The 17,704-nt window shown below is 65.3% G+C and carries 17 protein-coding genes and 1 other RNA gene; 7 read left to right on the forward strand and 11 right to left on the reverse strand.

The annotated features are described in order from the left end of the window. Positions 1-7 precede the first annotated feature (7 nt). The 5 genes from purD to dusB all read right to left on the reverse strand — a co-directional run bounded on the left by purD (position 8) and on the right by dusB (position 5,187). Positions 8-1,288 (reverse strand): phosphoribosylamine--glycine ligase, encoded by a 1,281-nt coding sequence (gene purD / locus DFO50_RS15420; RefSeq protein WP_028499483.1) that lies wholly within the window; start codon positions 1,286-1,288, stop codon positions 8-10. Positions 1,289-1,356: 68 nt separating this feature from the next. Further along, on the reverse strand, positions 1,357-2,223 hold the full coding sequence (locus DFO50_RS15425; RefSeq protein WP_107889054.1) for a hypothetical protein: 867 nt from the start codon (positions 2,221-2,223) through the stop codon (positions 1,357-1,359). 4 nt (positions 2,224-2,227) lie between these two features. Continuing rightward, positions 2,228-3,805, reverse strand: coding sequence for a bifunctional phosphoribosylaminoimidazolecarboxamide formyltransferase/IMP cyclohydrolase (gene purH / locus DFO50_RS15430; RefSeq protein ID WP_112692835.1), 1,578 nt, complete (start codon positions 3,803-3,805; stop codon positions 2,228-2,230). A gap of 95 nt (positions 3,806-3,900) precedes the next feature. Further along, positions 3,901-4,140 (reverse strand): helix-turn-helix domain-containing protein, encoded by a 240-nt coding sequence (locus DFO50_RS15435; RefSeq protein ID WP_028499480.1) that lies wholly within the window; start codon positions 4,138-4,140, stop codon positions 3,901-3,903. 51 nt (positions 4,141-4,191) lie between these two features. Continuing rightward, entirely contained in the window at positions 4,192-5,187 is a 996-nt protein-coding gene (dusB, locus tag DFO50_RS15440) for a tRNA dihydrouridine synthase DusB (protein ID WP_107889056.1), read from the reverse strand. Between the two features lie 220 nt (positions 5,188-5,407). Here dusB and DFO50_RS15445 point away from each other — a divergent pair, with 220 nt between their 5' ends. Genes DFO50_RS15445 through DFO50_RS15455 form a run of 3 tightly spaced genes read left to right on the forward strand, consistent with a single transcriptional unit; the run spans position 5,408 to position 6,869 of the window. Further along, on the forward strand, positions 5,408-5,941 hold the full coding sequence (locus DFO50_RS15445) for a hypothetical protein (RefSeq protein WP_028499478.1): 534 nt from the start codon (positions 5,408-5,410) through the stop codon (positions 5,939-5,941). Between the two features lie 54 nt (positions 5,942-5,995). Beyond that, positions 5,996-6,406, forward strand: a complete 411-nt coding sequence (locus DFO50_RS15450; RefSeq protein ID WP_199489858.1) for a DUF1778 domain-containing protein — start codon at positions 5,996-5,998, stop codon at positions 6,404-6,406. Continuing rightward, positions 6,369-6,869, forward strand: coding sequence for a GNAT family N-acetyltransferase (locus tag DFO50_RS15455; protein WP_028499476.1), 501 nt, complete (start codon positions 6,369-6,371; stop codon positions 6,867-6,869). Before DFO50_RS15450 ends, DFO50_RS15455 begins: the two co-directional genes overlap by 38 nt. Positions 6,870-6,937: 68 nt before the next feature. On the opposite strand, the gene rnpB is transcribed toward DFO50_RS15455, so the two are convergent. Beyond that, positions 6,938-7,338, reverse strand: an RNA gene (gene rnpB, locus DFO50_RS15460) — RNase P RNA component class A. A 90-nt stretch (positions 7,339-7,428) separates the two neighbouring features. After that, positions 7,429-8,421 carry a sulfate ABC transporter substrate-binding protein gene (locus tag DFO50_RS15465; protein ID WP_112692836.1) on the reverse strand — a complete coding sequence of 331 codons (993 nt, stop codon included), beginning with the start codon at positions 8,419-8,421 and terminating at the stop codon, positions 7,429-7,431. A gap of 168 nt (positions 8,422-8,589) precedes the next feature. Here DFO50_RS15465 and DFO50_RS15470 point away from each other — a divergent pair, with 168 nt between their 5' ends. From DFO50_RS15470 to DFO50_RS19240, 4 genes are all read left to right on the forward strand, one after another. Continuing rightward, positions 8,590-9,876 (forward strand): DUF3422 family protein, encoded by a 1,287-nt coding sequence (locus DFO50_RS15470; protein WP_028499474.1) that lies wholly within the window; start codon positions 8,590-8,592, stop codon positions 9,874-9,876. A 64-nt stretch (positions 9,877-9,940) separates the two neighbouring features. Continuing rightward, positions 9,941-11,203 carry a glutamate-5-semialdehyde dehydrogenase gene (locus DFO50_RS15475; RefSeq protein WP_028499473.1) on the forward strand — a complete coding sequence of 421 codons (1,263 nt, stop codon included), beginning with the start codon at positions 9,941-9,943 and terminating at the stop codon, positions 11,201-11,203. Between the two features lie 79 nt (positions 11,204-11,282). Beyond that, complete coding sequence (locus DFO50_RS15480) at positions 11,283-12,695, forward strand: DUF2252 domain-containing protein (protein WP_112692837.1); 1,413 nt, start codon at positions 11,283-11,285, stop codon at positions 12,693-12,695. Then, complete coding sequence (locus tag DFO50_RS19240; protein WP_158537484.1) at positions 12,692-12,847, forward strand: hypothetical protein; 156 nt, start codon at positions 12,692-12,694, stop codon at positions 12,845-12,847. Before DFO50_RS15480 ends, DFO50_RS19240 begins: the two co-directional genes overlap by 4 nt. 9 nt (positions 12,848-12,856) lie before the next feature. Here the strand turns inward: DFO50_RS19240 and DFO50_RS15485 are convergent, their stop codons facing one another. The 4 genes from DFO50_RS15485 to DFO50_RS15500 all read right to left on the reverse strand — a co-directional run bounded on the left by DFO50_RS15485 (position 12,857) and on the right by DFO50_RS15500 (position 17,579). Next, positions 12,857-13,600 carry a pseudouridine synthase gene (locus DFO50_RS15485; protein WP_036386099.1) on the reverse strand — a complete coding sequence of 248 codons (744 nt, stop codon included), beginning with the start codon at positions 13,598-13,600 and terminating at the stop codon, positions 12,857-12,859. 113 nt (positions 13,601-13,713) lie between these two features. Next, entirely contained in the window at positions 13,714-14,052 is a 339-nt protein-coding gene (locus DFO50_RS15490) for an MliC family protein (RefSeq protein ID WP_028499471.1), read from the reverse strand. A 15-nt stretch (positions 14,053-14,067) separates the two neighbouring features. Further along, positions 14,068-15,369, reverse strand: coding sequence for a peptidylprolyl isomerase (locus DFO50_RS15495; RefSeq protein WP_028499470.1), 1,302 nt, complete (start codon positions 15,367-15,369; stop codon positions 14,068-14,070). Further along, on the reverse strand, positions 15,366-17,579 hold the full coding sequence (locus tag DFO50_RS15500; protein ID WP_158537485.1) for an LPS-assembly protein LptD: 2,214 nt from the start codon (positions 17,577-17,579) through the stop codon (positions 15,366-15,368). The genes DFO50_RS15495 and DFO50_RS15500 overlap by 4 nt, the downstream gene beginning before the upstream one ends. Between the last annotated feature and the right edge of the window lie 125 nt (positions 17,580-17,704).

Below are 17,704 nucleotides of genomic sequence, written 5' to 3' on the forward strand. Positions count from 1 at the left end.
CCTCCGCTCAGGCGGGACGACGCGCCAGTGCCCGGGCGCCGATGTCACGGCGCATCTGCCGGCCGTCGAAGTAGATCTGGTCGGCCACTTCATAGGCGCGGTGCTGGGCCATGCGCACGCTGTCGCCGAGCGCCGTCACGCACAGCACGCGGCCGCCGGCGGTAACGACCTGCTGCTGCTCGTTGAAGCGGGTGCCGGCATGGAACACGACGCAGTCGGCGCTTTCTGCCGGCAGGCCGTTGATCACGTCGCCGGCCTTCGGCGTTTCCGGGTAGTTGCCGGCGGCGAGCACGACACCCAGTGCCACGCGGCGATCCCATTCGGCCTCTACCTTGTCCAGGCGGCCATTGACGCCGGCTTCCAGCAGTACGGTGAAGTCGGACTTCAGTCGCAGCATGATCGGCTGGGTCTCCGGGTCGCCGAAGCGGCAGTTGAACTCGATCACCGACGGCGAGCCCTGGGCATCGATCATCAGCCCGGCATACAGGAAGCCGGTGTAGACGTGGCCGTCCTTCTTCATGCCTTCGAGCGTCGGCAGGATGATTTCGCGCATCACCCGGGCATGGACGCCGGGGGTGACCACCGGTGCCGGGCTGTAGGCACCCATGCCGCCGGTGTTCGGGCCCTGGTCGTGGTCCAGCAGGCGCTTGTGGTCCTGGCTGGTGGCCATCGGCAGCACATGGTCGCCGTCGACCATGACGATGAAGCTGGCTTCCTCGCCGACGAGGAAGTCCTCGATCACCACACGGTGACCGGCGTCGCCCATCTTGTTGCCGAGCAGCATGTCGTCGATGGCGGCATGCGCTTCTTCCGGCGTCATTGCCACGATCACACCCTTGCCGGCGGCCAGGCCATCGGCCTTGATGACGATCGGTGCGCCCTTGCGGTCGATATACGCGTGCGCGGCGGCGGCATCGCTGAAGGTTTCATAAGCGGCGGTCGGAATGCCATGGCGCTTCATGAATGCCTTGGCGAAGTCCTTGGACGATTCAAGCTGGGCCGCATACTGGGTCGGGCCGAAGATCTTCAGCCCGGCCGCGCGGAACGCATCGACCACGCCGGCCGCCAGCGGCGCTTCCGGTCCGACCACGGTCAGCGCAACGTCCTCGTCGCGGGCGAATGCCACCAGCGCGGGAATGTCGGTGACGGCGATATTGGTCAGGTGCGGGTCGAGCGCCGTACCGGCGTTGCCGGGGGCAACGAAGACCTTGGAGACGCGGGGCGATTTGGCGATGCGCCAGGCGAGCGCATGCTCGCGACCGCCCCCGCCGATGACCATGACTTTCATGCTGTTTCCTCAATGTCTGCGACACGGGCCGTCAGCGACGACCCCGGTGGTCCGTTCGTCGGCCAGGCCTAGAACGAGATGTTGAATGCTTTGGGCACCGGATAGCGCAGGGTGGCCGCATCCGGTTGCAGTGTCATTTTGCGCTGGATGGCCTGCCCGCGCAGCCGCCCGCTCCAGTCGACTTCCAGTGAATAGAACGGCTTGCCCGCCTCGGGAACCAGGCGCCAGCTGGCGGTCAGCTCGGTGCTGACCGGGCAGTTCGACGCATCGGGGCAGGTGCCGGCATCGCTGGCGCTGGTGACCAGCTCGCCCATCGGGACGATATGGCCGTCGCGCGCAGCGAAGAATTCGACGTTCTCGCGGCTGTAGCCCATGTGCGTCCAGCCATTGCTGATCTGCCAGCCCCAGGCCTGCTCGCCGAGCCGGACCAGCCGGACCCCGGGCGCCATGCCCTGGGTACCGGCGGTCAGGGTACGGCTGTCCTTCAGCACGAAGTCGCCGGCCTGGTCGGCGAACAGCAGCGTTCGCACCTGGCCGGAAGCCGCGAAGCTGTCCATGCCGTCGCCCTGTGCATCCACGGTGTCGGCCACGAAGGCGGTCAGCGCGTAATGCACACCGTCGGCGGCGGTGAAGAACTGCGGGGCGAGGAAGTGGCCGTCGAGGCGGGTCGGGCCGTTCTGGGTCTCGGCATCGACCAGCCAGCGACCGGGTTTCGGACCGGCGCTCATCTTCTGCGCGCTGCGATAGTGCTCGAGACCGCGTTCCAGCGTCCGGCCGTCGGGTGCCGGTGCCACCGCCACCGCCGTGGCGGCGGGGGCAGCGGACACGGCGGCAGCCGGCGTGGTGGTCAGCATGCGGACCAGGACGGCCAGCACGATGCCCGCCAGCGCCAGAATGGCCAGAAACAGCAGCAGGGGTGTTTTTTTCCTGGTCACGGGCTTAGTGGCGGAAGTGGCGGAAGCCGGTAAATACCATGGCGATGCCGTGCTCGTCAGCTGCGGCGATCACTTCCTCGTCACGCATCGAGCCACCCGGCTGGATGATGGCGGCGATGCCCTGCTCGGCGATCACGTCGACCCCGTCGCGGAACGGGAAGAACGCATCCGACGCAGCCACGGCGTTCTTCAGTGCCAGACCGGCATCCTGCGCCTTGCGGGCGGCGATGCGGGTCGAGTCGACGCGGCTCATCTGGCCGGCGCCGATGCCGGCGGTCTGGCCGTTGGCAACGAACACGATGGCGTTCGACTTGACGAACTTGGCCACACGCCAGGCGAACAGCAGGTCGCCAAGCTGTTGCGCGGTCGGCTGGGCTTTGGTGACCACCTTCAGCTCGGCGGCGGTGACGTTCTTGATGTCCGGCGTCTGCACCAGCACGCCGCCGCCGACACGCTTCAGTTCGAAGCGGTTCGAGCCGGCGGCAATCGGCACTTCCAGCACGCGGACGTTTTTCTTCGCCGCGATCAACTGGCGCGCTTCGTCGGTGAACGACGGCGCGATCAGCACTTCGAGGAACTGGCCGGTCACGGCCTCGACGGTCGGGCCGTCCACTTCGCGGTTGAAGGCGATGATGCCGCCGAAGGCACTGGTGGTATCGGTCGCGAACGCCAGCCGGTAGGCGGTCAGCGGATCGGCTGCGACGGCGACACCGCACGGGTTCGCGTGCTTGACGATCACGCAGGCGGCATCCTCGAAGGTCTTGACCGCTTCCCATGCCGCATCGGCATCGGCGATGTTGTTGTAGCTGAGTTCCTTGCCCTGCAGCTGCCTGTAGTGGGCGAGGGCGCCCGGTGCCGGGTCGAGGTCGCGGTAGAACGCGGCGGCCTGGTGCGGATTTTCGCCGTAGCGCATGTCCTGGGCCTTGACCAGCTGGACATTGAGGCGGTTCGGGAAGATGACCCGGCTCGGCTTGCCGCTGAGTTCGCCATCGGACAGCGAAGTCAGCCAGTTGCTGATCGCGCCGTCATAGGCGGCGGTGTGGGTGAAGGCCTTCTTGGCCAGCGAGAAGCGCGTGGCGCGCGACAGGGCGCCGGTGGTCGAACCCAGTTCTTCGAGCAGCGGTGCGTAGTCGGCACTGTCGGTGACGATGGCGACGTGGGCCCAGTTCTTGGCTGCCGAGCGGACCATGGTCGGGCCGCCGATGTCGATGTTCTCGATGGCATCCTCGATGGTGCAGTCGGGATCGGCAACGGTGGACTCGAACGGATACAGGTTCACGCACACCAGGTCGATGTTGCCGATGCCGTGTTCGACCATCTTGGCGACATGTTCCGGCAGATCGCGGCGACCGAGAATGCCGCCATGGATTTTCGGATGCAGGGTCTTGACCCGGCCATCGAGCATTTCCGGGAAGCCGGTGTAGTCGGCGACCTCGATGACCGGCACATTGTTGTCGGCCAGCAACTTGGCAGTGCCGCCGGTGGAGAGGATTTCCACGCCATGGGCGGCGAGGCCGCGGGCGAAGTCGAGAATGCCGGTCTTGTCGGAAACGCTGATCAGCGCGCGTTCGATTTTGGTCATGACAGCCTTGATGGATGTGAGAGTCGAAAGGGAAAGGAGCCTGTTCACGGTCGCGGTCGGATCATGGCGCCTCCCGGCGTCATGACCCGCCGGGCTTACAGCATCTGGTACATCTTCATCTTTTTCCTGAGCGTATTCCGGTTCAGGCCCAGCAGGTCGGCGGCACGGGTCTGGTTGCCGCCGGCGTAATCGAGCACGACCTCGAGCAACGGCTTTTCCACCCGCGCCAGCACCATGTCGTAGATGGCGCACGGCTGTTCTCCGTCCAGATCCTGGAAATACTGCTCCATGGCGAGCCGGATGGATTCGGAAAGATGGTCGTGGCGTGGTGTCATTGTTGTCGTGCCGTCGAGGTTGAACAAGTCGCCGTCCGTCCGGAAGGCGGGTTACTGTGCATAGTCGAGCCGTGAACCGTGCTCGGCCAGGCGGTCGAAATAGTCGGCCACCGCCCGGTGCTGACCGGCGGTGGATTCCAGCTGGTACATCGCCTGCCGGAACGCATTGGCATCGCGCAGGCCGTTGGTATACCAGGCGATGTGCTTGCGGGCGACGCGGCAGCCCTGGTATTCACCATAGAAGCCATACAGGTCATCAAGGTGTTCCAGCAGCACGCCGCGCACTTCGCGGATCTCCGGCGGCGGCAGACGGGTGCCGGTGTCCAGATAGTGCTGGATCTCGCGGAAGATCCACGGCCGGCCCTGGGCGGCGCGGCCGATCATGATCGCGTCGGCGCCGGTGTGCGCCAGCACGGCGCGGGCTTTCTCCGGCGAATCGATGTCGCCGTTGGCGATGACCGGGATCGAGACCGCCGCCTTGACCGCCGCGATGGTGTCGTATTCGGCGTCGCCGCGATACAGGTCCTCGCGCGTGCGGCCGTGCAGCGCCAGTGCCTGGATGCCGGCGGCCTCGGCGATGCGGGCCACGGTCAGCGCATTGCGATGGTCGCGGCTCCAGCCGGTGCGGGTCTTCAGCGTGACCGGCACGTCGACCGCGCCGACCACGGCTTCCAGAATGCGGCCGACCAGCGCCTCGTCGCGCAGCAGCGCGCTGCCGGCGGCGACATTGCAGACCTTCTTGGCCGGGCAGCCCATATTGATGTCGATGATGGCAGCGCCGTAATCGACATTGCGCCGGGCCGCCTCGGCCATCTGCGCCGGATCGGCGCCGGCGATCTGTACCGAGATCGGTGCCGGTTCGCCACTGTGGTCGGCCCGCTTCAGCGTCTTGCGGGTGGTGGCCAGTGCGGTATTCGCGGCAATCATCTCGCTGACCGCCAGCCCGGCGCCGAAACGCCGGCACAGCATGCGGAACGGACGATCGGTGACCCCTGCCATCGGCGCGACGACAAGCTTGTTGGGGAGACGATGCGGACCGATGTTCATGTGTGCTTAAAAAATAGGCAATTGGGCAGCGAGGGGCGCCATTTTAATCGCTTTTCCACAGCGGGTAAAAAGCTTTTTGCCTAAATTTTGTGCGCTTTCAATCGATATCCCGCATGAGGCACGTGCCGCGTGCCGGCGCGGGCCCGGCAATGGCAGAATATTCACTTTGCACCCGTCGTCGACCCGGGGCCCACACGGTCGTCATGACATAATCCCCCCCATGAAAAGACTCGGCCTGTTCCTGATTCCTGCGCTGCTCGGCGGTTGCGCCGCTGTCGGCGTCAACTCCCCCAACCATGGCTTCGATGACGGCAATCTGTACCAGTATGCGGCGCGGCCGCTCAGCAGCGGCCAGGACGCCGAGCTGACCGTCTGGGCGCCGTATATGGGACTGGGCCAGCCGCAGCTGTACGAGGCGCTGTCGCACTATGCGGCGCGGGAGGCGCAGGCGCGTGGCTGCACCAGCTACCAGCTGTCGAACCAGACCAGCGGCATTACCAATACCCTGTGGCGCGGGCAGCGCTATGTGCGCGGCAATCTGCTGTGCACGGTGGCCGTGCCGCCGGCGCCGGTGGTGACCGATATGTATCCGCCGATCTACTCCGCGCCGGTGGCCGAACCGCTGGTGCGGCCGGCGCTGAAGCCGACCAAGGCGCCGGCGCGGAAAAAAACCGTGAAGAAGACAGTGAAGAAGAAAAAGCCGGCCGCCTGCGCCTGCCCGGCGCCGACACCGGCAGCCAAACCGAAGCCGTAGCAATCAGCAATAATGGCGCCATTTTGGCGCCATTATTGTTTTTGTGGTGCCATAATGGCACTGATACTGGCGTACGCCGGTTTCTCTGACATGGATTGCACGGATGCCAACGTATCCGGGAGAAGTGAAATGACGCTAGCAAAAGAGCGGGATGTCCCCGCTGCGGCCCGGGGGAGGATATCGGCGCGTGTTCCACAGAGCGTGCAGGAGCACCTGCAGCAGGCTGCCGATCTGACCGGCGCGACGCTTAACCAGTTTGTTGTCCAGGCGGCGCTGGATGCCGCGGAAAAGGTGCTGGCCAGGGAGCGATCTCTCTTATTGTCCGATGAGGAGGCCAGGCGCTTCTGTCAGTTGCTGGACCATCCATCCGAGCCCAATGCTGCCTTGCGTGGCGCTCATGAACGCTATTCCGCCAGAAAGGTTCCTCATGCAGGCACGGATTCAACCTTTGAATTCGACGCATGAGCGTGGTGCGTTTCGTTGTGGCCACGCTGAACTGGACCGCTGGCTGGCGGAGGTTGCCGGGCAGCACCAATTGAAGGACCTGTCGAGGACGTTCGTCCTTGCCAGTCTCGCTGAACCGGACAAGATCCTTGGGTTTTATTCGCTTGCGACCAGCGAGATTCCTACCGGGAACTTTCCGCCCGGGCTGGCCAGAAAACGTCCCCGAGTGATACCGGTTGCCCGCATGGGCCGGTTGGCGGTGGATGGGGCCTCGCAAGGGAAGGGATATGGAGAGACGCTGCTGCTGGATGCGCTGAAGCGGGTCGAGTCACTATCTGCGTCGATAGGAATCAATGCCGTTGTGGTCGATGCCAAGGACGACGACGCAGCGCGGTTCTACAGCCGCTATGGATTCACGCCGCTCAGTCATCATCCCCTCACGCTGGTCATGCCGCTAACCCTCGTTCGTCAGCTTGGGTCGTAGCGGATAAAGAGGAACGCTGTCTGAAAACAAAACCCCCGCACGTGGCGTGCGGGGGTTTTGTCTGCATCTGGCGAAGTCAGCCTGTAAGCCGGGTTCTGTGTCGGACGGTTGCCCGTCCCAGACAGTCATTCCTCTAGGCGTACGGTTACCCGCACGCTCCAGCAACCTACCCGGGAACAACGCGAGCCGCGTTGGCGCTCCCTGCTTGGTCTTGCTCCGGATGGGGTTTAGCCTGCCGTCCGTGTCGCCACGTCCGCGGTGCGCTCTTACCGGGACCGGTTGCCCGATCCGTTCCCGAAGGAATCCACCTTTTCACCCTTGCCTGTGCCGGTTGCCCGGCCATCGGCGGTTCTGCTCTCTGTTCCACTTTCCGTCGCCTCGCGACGCCCGGCCGTTAGCCGGCATCCTGCTCTGTGGAGCCCGGACTTTCCTCCCCCCGCGAACGGGCGGCGACTGTCCGGCTGACTTCGATGCGCATTCTAACCGATGCCGGGCCGGACGTTGTTCTTACTTCAGCCGGACCGAAAGCGACGGGCGTCCGCCTGCATGGCCAGTCTGCTTACTTGACCGAAATCCTGTCGAACACGCCGCCGTCGGCAAAGTGGGTGTGAGCGACCTTCGCCCAGCCACCGAGCGACTGGATGGTGAACAGCTTTACGTTCGGGAACTGCGACGCGTATTTGGCGGCGACATTCTTGTCGATCGGGCGATAGTAGTTCTCGGCAATGAGGGTCTGCGCTGCCGGCGTGTACAGGTAGTTCAGGTAATCCGTGGCGATGGCACGGGTGCCCTTCTTGTCGACGTTCCTGTCGACCACCGCCACCGGCGGTTCGGCCAGAATGGACACACTCGGGGCGACGATGTCGAACTTGTCCGGACCCAGCTCCTTCTTCGACATCAGCGCTTCGTTTTCCCAGGCCAGCAGCACATCGCCCATCCCGCGTTCGACAAAGGTCATGGTCGCGCCGCGTGCGCCGGTATCCAGCACCGGCACGTGCCTGAACAGTTCCTTCAGGTAGGCGGTGGCGGTCTGGGCGTTGCCGCCAGGCTGCTTCAGCGCCCAGCCCCAGGCCGCGAGGTAGTTCCAGCGTGCGCCACCGGAGGTTTTCGGGTTCGGGGTGATGACCTGTACGCCCGGCTTGACCAGGTCGCCCCAGTCCCTGATGTTCTTCGGATTGCCCTTGCGGACCAGGAACACGATGGTCGAGGTGTACGGGCTGGCATTGTGCGGCAGGCGGCTCTGCCAGCTGGCCGGCAGCGCCCTGGTGCGTTCGGCGATTTCGTCGATGTCCCAGGCCAGCGCCAGCGTCACCACATCGGCCGGAATGCCGTCGATGACCGAGCGGGCCTGCTTGCCCGAGCCACCATGCGATTGCTGGATGGTCAGGGTATTGCCCGGATGCTTGCCCTGCCATTCCTTGACGAAGGACGCATTCACGTCCTTGTACAGCTCGCGCGTCGGGTCATACGACACGTTCAGCAGTTTGTAGTCGGCAGCGAGGGCATGGCCGGCGGTGGCCAGCAGCGCGGCGAAGAGCAGGGTGCGTTTCATCAGGGGGACTCCGTGGGTGTGGGGTAGCGTGGAGCCATGCTAAGACGAAACGAATATTCCAAAAAATAATGGAAAATCCTTACGTAATTTCTTTTTGGTCTATTGAGGCGGTCAGCCCCGGCAGGAACGCTGCTTTACAACGTCAACATACCCTCTGAGAATCGCCGCATGATCTCGCTCTCACTGCACCCGCTTCGGACCGAACTGAATGACGAAGCCCATGCCCGACCTTCGCTGCCGGTGGCCGCGCCGGCCCGGTTGACGTCACTGACGTTTTTCTTCGAGCGCGACAGCGGCGAGCAACTGGCCGCCGTGTCCGCACTGGCGGCCCGCCTCGGCATGGATGCGCCGCCGGCTGGCGCCACGCACTATGTCGGCCGGGCCGGCGAGCTGACCGTCAGCTGGTCGCGGCATACCGAATTCGTCAATTACATCTTCGGTCTGGACGGGACCGGCGGCGATCCGTTCGTGCAGAACGCGCTGACCCATATCCCGGACGACTGGCTGGAAACCGTGCCCGGGCAGATGCTGGCCGGCGTCCATGCGCTGATCATCGATGCCGGCGCCGCCGGGCAGCTGGACCAGATGGCGGCCCGGTGGTTTTCCGCCCATGACCTGATCGGCGCCGACCTGGCCGACGGCAATGCGATGGCGCTGACCGACCTGCGGCTGCATGACGACGCCTATGCCGGAGTCGGCTTCGTGCGCTACGTGATGCTGAACCGCGACATGAGCGCCCGCCAGGCCGGGCGCATGCTCGGTCGTCTGTTCGAGATCGAGACCTACCGCATGCTGGCGCTGCTGGCACTGCCGCTGGCCAAGCAGCAGATCCGCGAACTGGACCTGCTCGGTGTCGCCTTGCGCGATGCGACGCGGCGGCTGCGCGCGACCGACGAAGAGCCGGCGCTGCTGGCCGATCTGGCCGGGCTGTCGGCGCAACTGGAGGATGCCGTCAGTGCCAGCCAATACCGTTTTTCCGCTGCCAGCGCCTATTACGAACTGGTCGGGCGGCGCATCGGCGAGCTGCGCGAGTCGCGCATTGCCGGTCTGCAGCCGTTTCGCGAATTCATGGAGCGCCGGCTGGCGCCGGCCATGGCGACCTGCGAAACCGCCACCCGGCGCCAGGAACGGCTGTCGACGCGGCTGCAGCGTGCAACGGCGCTGATGCGGACCCGCATCGAGGTCGGCCTGCAACAGCAGAACCAGCAACTGCTGCAGTCGATGGACCGGCGTGCCGAGCTGCAACTGCGACTGCAGGAAACGGTCGAAGGGCTGTCGGTCGGCGTGCTGACCTACTATGCCGTCGGCCTGTTTGCGTATGCGGCCAAGGCGGTCAAGGCTGCCGGCTGGCATGTGAATCCCGAACTGGCCACCGGCCTGGCCATCGTGCCGATCGCCGCCTGCGTGTGGTTCGGCGTCCAGTTCGCGAAGCGGCGACTGCTGCACGACGATTGATGGCGGGGCGCGCCGGCTTCGCTGACTGTTGTAACATCGACGGCATATTCCGAGGAAACGCGAGATGGACATCCAGACCTATATGCACGAACTGGGCCGTGCCGCCCGCGCCGCCAGCCGCGAGATGGCGCGCGCCGACACGCTGACCAAGAATACCGCGCTGCACGCGATTGCCGATGCGATCGATGCGGCCACCGACGCGCTGCTCGAAGCCAATGCCGAGGATGTGGCCGCCGCGCTGGCCGATGGCCTGGCACCGGCGATGATCGACCGGCTGACGCTGAACGAAAAGACCATTGCGACCATGTCAGAAGGGCTGCGCCAGATTGCCACGCTGCCGGATCCGGTCGGCGAGATGGGCGGCTTCGCCTACCGGCCGTCCGGCATCCAGCTCGGCAAGATGCGGGTGCCGCTCGGCGTGATCGGCATCATCTATGAAGCCCGCCCGAACGTGACCGCCGATGCCGCCGGTCTGTGCCTGAAGGCCGGCAATGCGGTGATTCTGCGCGGCGGCAGCGAAGCGATCCGCTCGAATCGCGCCATTGCCGATTGCGTCAGCGCCGGGCTGGAGCAGGCCGGGCTGCCGGCCACCGCCGTGCAGGTGGTGGAGACGACCGACCGTGCTGCTGTCGGCCAGCTGATCACCATGCCCGAATACGTCGACGTGATCGTGCCGCGCGGCGGCAAGGGGCTGATCGCCCGCATCAGCGCCGAGGCGCGGGTGCCGGTCATCAAGCATCTGGACGGCAACTGTCATACCTATGTCGACGTCGACGCCGATCTGGTCAAGGCGCTGTCGATCTGCGACAACGCCAAGACCCAGCGCTACGGCACTTGCAACACCATGGAAACGCTGCTGGTGAATGCGGTGGTCGCGGCGGAGTTCCTGCCGCAGATCTGCGCGATCTACCTCGACAAGGGCGTCGAGTTGCGCGGTGACGACACGGTGCGCGCACTGGTCGGTGCGGACAGGGTGGCGGCGGCGACCGAAGACGACTGGTTTACCGAATATGCGGCGCCGATCCTGGCGCTGAAGGTGGTTGACGGGCTGGACAGCGCGATCGCGCATATCAACCACTACGGCAGCCATCACACCGATGTGATCGTGACCGAGAATTACACGTCGGCGCGCCGTTTCCTGCGCGAGGTGGACTCCAGCTCGGTGATGGTCAATGCCAGCAGCCGTTTTGCCGATGGTTTCGAGTACGGGCTGGGTGCCGAAATCGGCATTTCCACCGACAAGATCCATGCGCGTGGTCCGGTCGGGCTGCTGGGGCTGACCAGCGAGAAGTGGATCGTGCTCGGCGACGGCCAGATCCGCGTCTGAGAGACGGCATGACCGGGCTGGCCGGGTGTCCGGCCAGCCACTATCCTGAATACGTTCGTCCTGCCCGCGGAGTTTCGCCATGACGCTTTCCCGTTCCCAGCAGCGCTATGTCGATGGCAAGACGCAACGCCGCTTCACCCCGCGCCGCAGCCATGGCGAACTGTCGCTGGCCGCGGCGCGTGATCCGGTCGCCATGATCGAGACATCCAGCCAGGGGCGGGTGCCGGCGCTGGTGCCGCTGCGTTACCAGCGCATGCTGGCGTCGCCGTTTGCCTTCTTCCGGGGCGTGTCGCTGATCCAGGCCGCCGATCTCGCCGCCGGGCCGGACAGCGGCATCATCGTCCAGGCCTGTGGCGATGCCCATCTGATGAATTTCGGCTTTTTCGCCTCGCCGGAACGCAACCTGCTGTTCGACATCAACGATTTCGATGAAACCCATCCCGCACCATGGGAATGGGATCTGAAGCGCCTGCTGGTCAGCCTGGTGCTGGCCGGGCGCGAACAGGGCTTTTCCGCGGCTACCATCGAGGCGGCTGTCCGGGCGGCCACCACCAACTACCAGGCCTTTGTTCACCGTGCGACCGGCATGGGGGCGATGGCGGTCTGGTACGACCGGGTGTCGATGGACATGCTGCAGCAGCGGGTCGAGGACGACCCGGCGCTGAAGAAGCGACTCAACAAGCTGGCGCAGCAGGCGGTCGGCCGTACCAATGAAAAACTGCTGCCGAAGATCACCACCGTCGAAAATGGCATGCTGCGGTTCAAGGAAATGCCGCCGACACTGTTCCATACCCATGACGACGGTTCGCTGCTGCCGAATGACGACAGCTGGCTGGCCTCCGGCAACTGGCAGGCGATGGTCGAGCCGATGATGGCGGACTACCTGGCCACGCTGATCGACGATCGTCGTGCGCTGTTGTCACGGTTCCGCATGGAAGACATGGCATTCAAGGTGGTCGGGGTCGGCAGTGTCGGTACCCGCTGCCTGGTGATGCTGCTGCAGGACGATGGCGACGAGCCGCTGTTCCTGCAGATCAAGGAGGCCAGACCGTCGGTGCTGGAAGGTCATACCGGCCGCTCCGCCTTCAGCCATGAGGGGGAGCGGGTGGTGTCCGGCCAGCGGCTGATGCAGGCGGCCAGCGATGTGTTCCTCGGCTGGACCACGGGCCCGGCCGGGCGGCACTTCTATGTGCGGCAGCTGCGTGACATGAAAACTTCGGTGTCGCTGGCCGAGATGGATTCCGGCACGCTGGAAGCGTACGGCCGGGTCTGTGCCCGCACGCTGGCGCGCGCGCATGCGAAGTCCAGCGGTCGGGCTGCGGAAATTGCCGGCTACTTTGGTCAGAGCGCGGTGCTGGTCGATGCGCTGGTGCGGTACGCGCACGGCTATGCCGACCAGGTGGAGGCCGATTACGATGCGTACCGGCAGGCGGTCCAGCAAGGGCGGATTTCGATCGACACCGGCGACCCGCTGAAAACGGGGGCGCTGTGAAGCCGGCGCCGCGCTACCGCCTGCTGCATGGCAGTGGGCGGACCGTGCTGCGGCTGGGCCTGCTTGCGGTCAGCCGCCGGGCCCTGCGGGCGCGCCGGCCGGTTCTGGCCGGCGGTCTGCTGGTGCTGGCCTGGGTATTGCGCCCGCGCTGACGCCGGCTGCTACCAGAAGCGTTCGCCGGGGGCGAGGTAGCGCCACTGGCCGAGCGGCAGGTCACCGAGCAGCACCTTGCCGATGCGCACGCGCTTGAGGCCGACCACCCGCAGGCCGACCAGTTCGCACATGCGACGGATCTGGCGCTTCTTGCCCTCGTTCAGCACGAAGCGCAGCTGGTCGCGATTCTGCCACCACACCCGTGCCGGCTTCAGTGCCTCGCCATCGAGTGACAGGCCGTGGTTCAGCAGGCGCAGGCCGTCGGCATTCAGGCGGCCTTCGACCCGGACCAGGTATTCCTTGTCCACCGGCGAGTCCTCGCCGATCAACTGCCGGGCGATGCGGCCGTCCTGGGTCAGCACCAGCAGGCCGGTCGAGTCGATGTCGAGCCGGCCGGCCGGTGCCAGACCCTGCAGGTGCTCGCGCCGGAAGGTCTGGCGACTGGCGTCACCTTCCCACAGATTGGCCGGCAGGATCAGCGCGGCGGCGGGCTGGTAACCTTTTTCCGCCTGGCCGGACACATAGCCGATCGGCTTGTTGATCAGCACGGTCACCCGCGCCGCCTGTGCCTCGCTGGCCACGCGGTCGAGGTCGATGCGCTGGTTCGGAAATACCTTGCTGCCCAGTTCGCTGACGACGACGCCGTCAACGCGAACCAGACCGCGGGCAATGTAGTCGTCCGCCTCGCGACGCGAGCACAGGCCCAGTTCGGACATGCGCTTGGACAGGCGGATCTTGTCGGTGTCTTCCATGATGGGATCCCGGGTAATGGACTGGTTCCCGCAGCAAGGGTGGGAATCAGCATGGCAAGCAATGAATGCGAACGTCCGGCGCGCGGCCGGACGTGGGTATGGGAGGCAGTATATCAGCCGATCTGGCGGCAATTCTCGGCAAAGCGGTGTTCACCATCCGCGCCGCGCCAGAACAGGGCGCTGCCCGGAGGGTCCGTCTGCCATTGCCAGACCAGCTGGGCATTCTCGAAACGGTTGCCCTGTTCGGATGCCACCGGCGTCAGCAGGTAGTGGCGATCACGGTAGCGCAGATCGACACGGGTCAGGCCGGACAGGTCCAGCGGCATGTCGCGCACGGTGAAGCGGACGCCGTTGTCGCAGCGGTAGCGGTCGACGCCGGCCGCCTTCGCCGCCGGCGCGGCGAGCAGCGCGGCAAGCAGCGCCGGGTACAGCAGGCCGGGGCGAAGGGTCATGTTCGTGCGCGCCGATCAGTGTTCCTGCAGGCGTTCCTGGACATAGGCCGAGTCGCGCAGCTGACGCATCCAGTCGGCGTAGGCCTGTTCGGCCTTGCGGGCGCGCAGTTCCTGGCGGACTTCGTTGCGCTCGCGCTCATTGCCGACGTCCTGCTGGCGCGAACCGGCGATCTGGATCAGGTGCCAGCCGAACTGGGTGCGGACCGGTTCGGACAACTGACCCGGCTTCAGCGCCTGATAGGCGCGCTCGAAATCAGGCACCATGTCGCCGGGGTTGACCCAGCCCAGTTCGCCACCGCGCGCGGCACTGCCATCCTCGGAGTAGAGCTTGGCGGCTTCGGCGAACGGCATGCCCTTCTGGATGCGGTCGCGGATCTGCAGGATGCGGTTCTTGGCATCCTGTTCGCTGACCGCCTCGTTGGTACGCACCAGGATATGGGCGACGCTGGTCTGCTCGACCATCTGCGCCTGGCCGCGGGTGCGCTTTTCCTCGAGCTTCAGGATGTGCAGGCCGTTGGCAGAACGCAGGATCGGCGTGTGCTGGCCGACCTGCAACGGGTCGATGGCCGCGACGAACGGTGCCGGCAGGCGGGCTGCGCTGCGCCAGCCGAGTTCGCCGCCGCTGAGGGCATCGCCGGCATCGGAGAACGAGGCGGCAACCTGGGCGAACGGCTTGCCGGCCTGCAGCAGGGCGATCGCCTCATTGGCACGCGCCTGTTTCTTGGCGATGTCCTGCGGATTGGCCTGGTCCGGCAGCGAGACGAGGATATGGGCCAGCCGGTATTCGGTGCGGCTGGCATTGACGGCGCTCTTCAGTACGGCATCGACTTCGCTGTCGGACACGAACACCTTGCTGTCGACTTCGCGTTCGCGCAGGCGGTCGATCATGACCTGCTTGCGCAGGGTCTCGCGGAAGGCCTGCTCGCTGGTCCCGCTCTGCTTGAGCTTGTCGCGGAACTGCGCCGTGGTCAGCTTGTTCTGCTGCGCCAGACGGTCGATCACCCGGTCGAGCTCGTTGTCGTCGATGCGGATGCCATTGTTGGTCGCGTACTGCAGCAGCACTTCCTCGTTGACCATGCGGTCCAGCACTTGCTGTTCCAGCACGGCGTCGGCAGGCAGCGGCACATTCTGTTTCTTCAGCTGCTGCACCGCCTCGGCCACCCGGGCGGACAACTGCCGCTGGGTGATGACGCCCTTGTTCACGACCGCGACGATACGGTCGGCGGTGCGGACTTCGGCGGCGGCGAGCGCAGGCTGCGCCAGCAGACTGGCGGCCAGGATCAGGGCGGAGGGGCGGAGGAGCGGTCGAAGGTTCATTGGAGGATAGCGTTCTTGTTTGACTCGGTATAGCCAGGGATGGCCAGCTTGAGTGCATCGAGGGGATTGTTGCCCAGACGGCCGAATTCCGCCAACTCCAGCTGGAAGAAATAGCTGGTCTTGGTGTCGTTCAGGCTGGATACATAGTGCTGGACCACGAAGCGCGCTGCCCAGCAGCCGGCACGGTATTCGACGCCGGCCAGGTGTTCCAGCGGCGTGCTGTCGGTCAGCGAGTAGTTTTCCCGTGCCACGCCATACCAGCGCGGGGCGATCGGCCACATGACGCCGAGGTCGATCTGGCGCTGGTTTTCATACACCTGGGAGCCGACCTGGACCTGGCGGTCGTAGCGGTAGCGCAGCGACGCGACCCGGTCCGGATCGGGCGAGTAGCGGATGCCGGTGCTGTAGCGCTCGGCTTCCTTCAGCGTGTTGTTCCACTGGTAGTTGGCTTCGACCGACGTGCGGCGGTTCAGGTCGCCGCCGATGGTGCCGAGTACGTCCGACAGCCCCTTCTGCGGCGCGGTGCCACCGGGCAGCGTCACGCGCTGGTCGATGAACGAGTAGCGGCCGGCCAGGCCGAAGCGCAGGCGCTCGATGCCATTTTCGGGATCGAGAAAGCGCGTGGTCGCACCGAAGGTGACCTGGTTGGCATCGTTGATGCGGTCGCCGCCGGTAAAGCGGTTTTCGGTAAAGATCTGCGCGAAGTCGAACGTGTTTTCCGTGGTGTCGAACACCGGCAGTTTCGACTGGTCGCGATACGGGATGTTCACGTAGTACAGCCGCGGCTCGAGGGTCTGCACCATGTCGCGGCCGAACAGATTCAATGGCCGTTCGAAATACATGCCCGAATCCAGGCTGACGATCGGCAGCGTGCGCGATTCGTTGCCCTGTTCCTGGTCGGTGCCGGAGCGGCTGTTCAGGCTGTAGTCGGTGTAGTGCACACCGAACTTCGGTGTGACGTAACCCCAGCTGCTGGTCAGCGGCAGCGATACCGACGGGTAGGCGATGAAGCGCTCGCCTTCCTGCTTGGTCGGGTGGGCAAAGCTGACGAATTCCGAATCGAATTTCAGGTTCAGCGGGGTACCGAGGCCGATATTCGCGTCCGTGCCGGTGGTGAACAGCAGTTGCGGCATGCGCTGGTACGGCGGATCGACCGGGGCGGCCGGGTCCTGCAGCGTCTGGTATTTCTGTGCACGCAGGGTCCAGCTGCCCCAGCCCGGATTCCAGTACAGCGACACGTCCTGCAGCAGGTTGATGTTGTCGGCCACGGCAAAACGGCCGCTGCCGAGGTCGCGGAAGTAGTTGCTGTCGCTGGCGTGGTTGTAGTTGATCGCCAGATTCAGTTCCGGTGTCAGCTGCTGGTTGTGGCGGATGGACAGATAGTCGCGCGTCTGACCTTCCTTCCGGTCGTCGAGCACTTCAGCCGCAATGCTGCCGCTGTAGCCCGGCTGCAGGTAGCGGAATTCACCGCCCAGCTGCAGGCCGCGATTGGCGATCAGGCGCGGCGTCAGCGTCGCATCCATGTTCGGTGCGATATTCCAGTAGTACGGCAGCGTGAAATCGAGGCCGTTGCCGGAATCGTAGCGGAAGGTCGGCATCAGCAGGCCGGACTTGCGCTCATTGCTGAGCGGGAAGTCGAGATACGGCGTCCACAGGATGGGCACGCCCTGGAACTCGAAGTAACCGTTGCGGGCGGTACCGACATTGGTGGTGTAGTCGAGGTCGATATCGCGGGCGTTGATGTACCAGTCGTCGCGGCCGGGGTCACAGGTGGTGAAGCGGCCACGGAAAATGTTGTAGGTGTCCTTGCCGGTCATGTCGACGCGCTCGCCCTTGCCGCGCAGCTTGCTGTCGGTGCGGGTCAGGTCGGCATCGAACAGCACGCCGCGGCTTTCGTCCATCGCGTAGTCGAGGTCGCGGCCGATGACGGTGTCGGTCGGGCGGCTCAGCTTGACCCGGTCGCCGGCCAGTGCGCGGCCCCTGGCCTGGTAGTAATCGAGCCAGTCTGACTCGATGGTCTGGTCGCCGCGAACGACGACGACATTGCCTTCGGCATGCAGGCGATCATTGACGATCCCGTCGATCTGGTCGGCGGTGACGGTGGTTTCCGGTTCGGCGGCGGTCGCTTGCGCGGGCGTCGTCGGTGTGGCTGGAGCGGGCTCGGCGGCTGCGGCGAATGCGGATAGCAAGGCGGCAACAAGCGGGGTCACGCGAAAAATGCGCATGGGCGGGGGCGGACTGGATTGCGGTGGAAAAACCGGCGATGGGAGCATTATCTGCAACCTGGCGTCGGACTGCGACGAATTATGCCGGCTGACAGTGGAAAATCTTGCGT

This window comes from Microvirgula sp. AG722 (genome assembly GCF_003269145.1).
Taxonomy (GTDB): Bacteria; Pseudomonadota; Gammaproteobacteria; order Burkholderiales; family Aquaspirillaceae; genus Microvirgula; species Microvirgula aerodenitrificans.

Excerpts from the sequence above, each read along its gene's own strand:
- purD (WP_028499483.1), bottom strand. The coding sequence starts at position 1,288 with ATGAAAGTCATGGTCATCGGCGGGGGCGGTCGCGAGCATGCGCTCGCC.
- purH (WP_112692835.1), bottom strand. The coding sequence starts at position 3,805 with ATGACCAAAATCGAACGCGCGCTGATCAGCGTTTCCGACAAGACCGGC.
- DFO50_RS15435 (WP_028499480.1), bottom strand. The coding sequence starts at position 4,140 with ATGACACCACGCCACGACCATCTTTCCGAATCCATCCGGCTCGCCATG.
- dusB (WP_107889056.1), bottom strand. The coding sequence starts at position 5,187 with ATGAACATCGGTCCGCATCGTCTCCCCAACAAGCTTGTCGTCGCGCCG.
- DFO50_RS15445 (WP_028499478.1), top strand. The coding sequence starts at position 5,408 with ATGAAAAGACTCGGCCTGTTCCTGATTCCTGCGCTGCTCGGCGGTTGC.
- DFO50_RS15450 (WP_199489858.1), top strand. The coding sequence starts at position 5,996 with ATGGCACTGATACTGGCGTACGCCGGTTTCTCTGACATGGATTGCACG.
- DFO50_RS15455 (WP_028499476.1), top strand. The coding sequence starts at position 6,369 with ATGCAGGCACGGATTCAACCTTTGAATTCGACGCATGAGCGTGGTGCG.
- DFO50_RS15465 (WP_112692836.1), bottom strand. The coding sequence starts at position 8,421 with ATGAAACGCACCCTGCTCTTCGCCGCGCTGCTGGCCACCGCCGGCCAT.
- DFO50_RS15470 (WP_028499474.1), top strand. The coding sequence starts at position 8,590 with ATGATCTCGCTCTCACTGCACCCGCTTCGGACCGAACTGAATGACGAA.
- DFO50_RS15475 (WP_028499473.1), top strand. The coding sequence starts at position 9,941 with ATGGACATCCAGACCTATATGCACGAACTGGGCCGTGCCGCCCGCGCC.
- DFO50_RS15480 (WP_112692837.1), top strand. The coding sequence starts at position 11,283 with ATGACGCTTTCCCGTTCCCAGCAGCGCTATGTCGATGGCAAGACGCAA.
- DFO50_RS15485 (WP_036386099.1), bottom strand. The coding sequence starts at position 13,600 with ATGGAAGACACCGACAAGATCCGCCTGTCCAAGCGCATGTCCGAACTG.
- DFO50_RS15490 (WP_028499471.1), bottom strand. The coding sequence starts at position 14,052 with ATGACCCTTCGCCCCGGCCTGCTGTACCCGGCGCTGCTTGCCGCGCTG.
- DFO50_RS15495 (WP_028499470.1), bottom strand. The coding sequence starts at position 15,369 with ATGAACCTTCGACCGCTCCTCCGCCCCTCCGCCCTGATCCTGGCCGCC.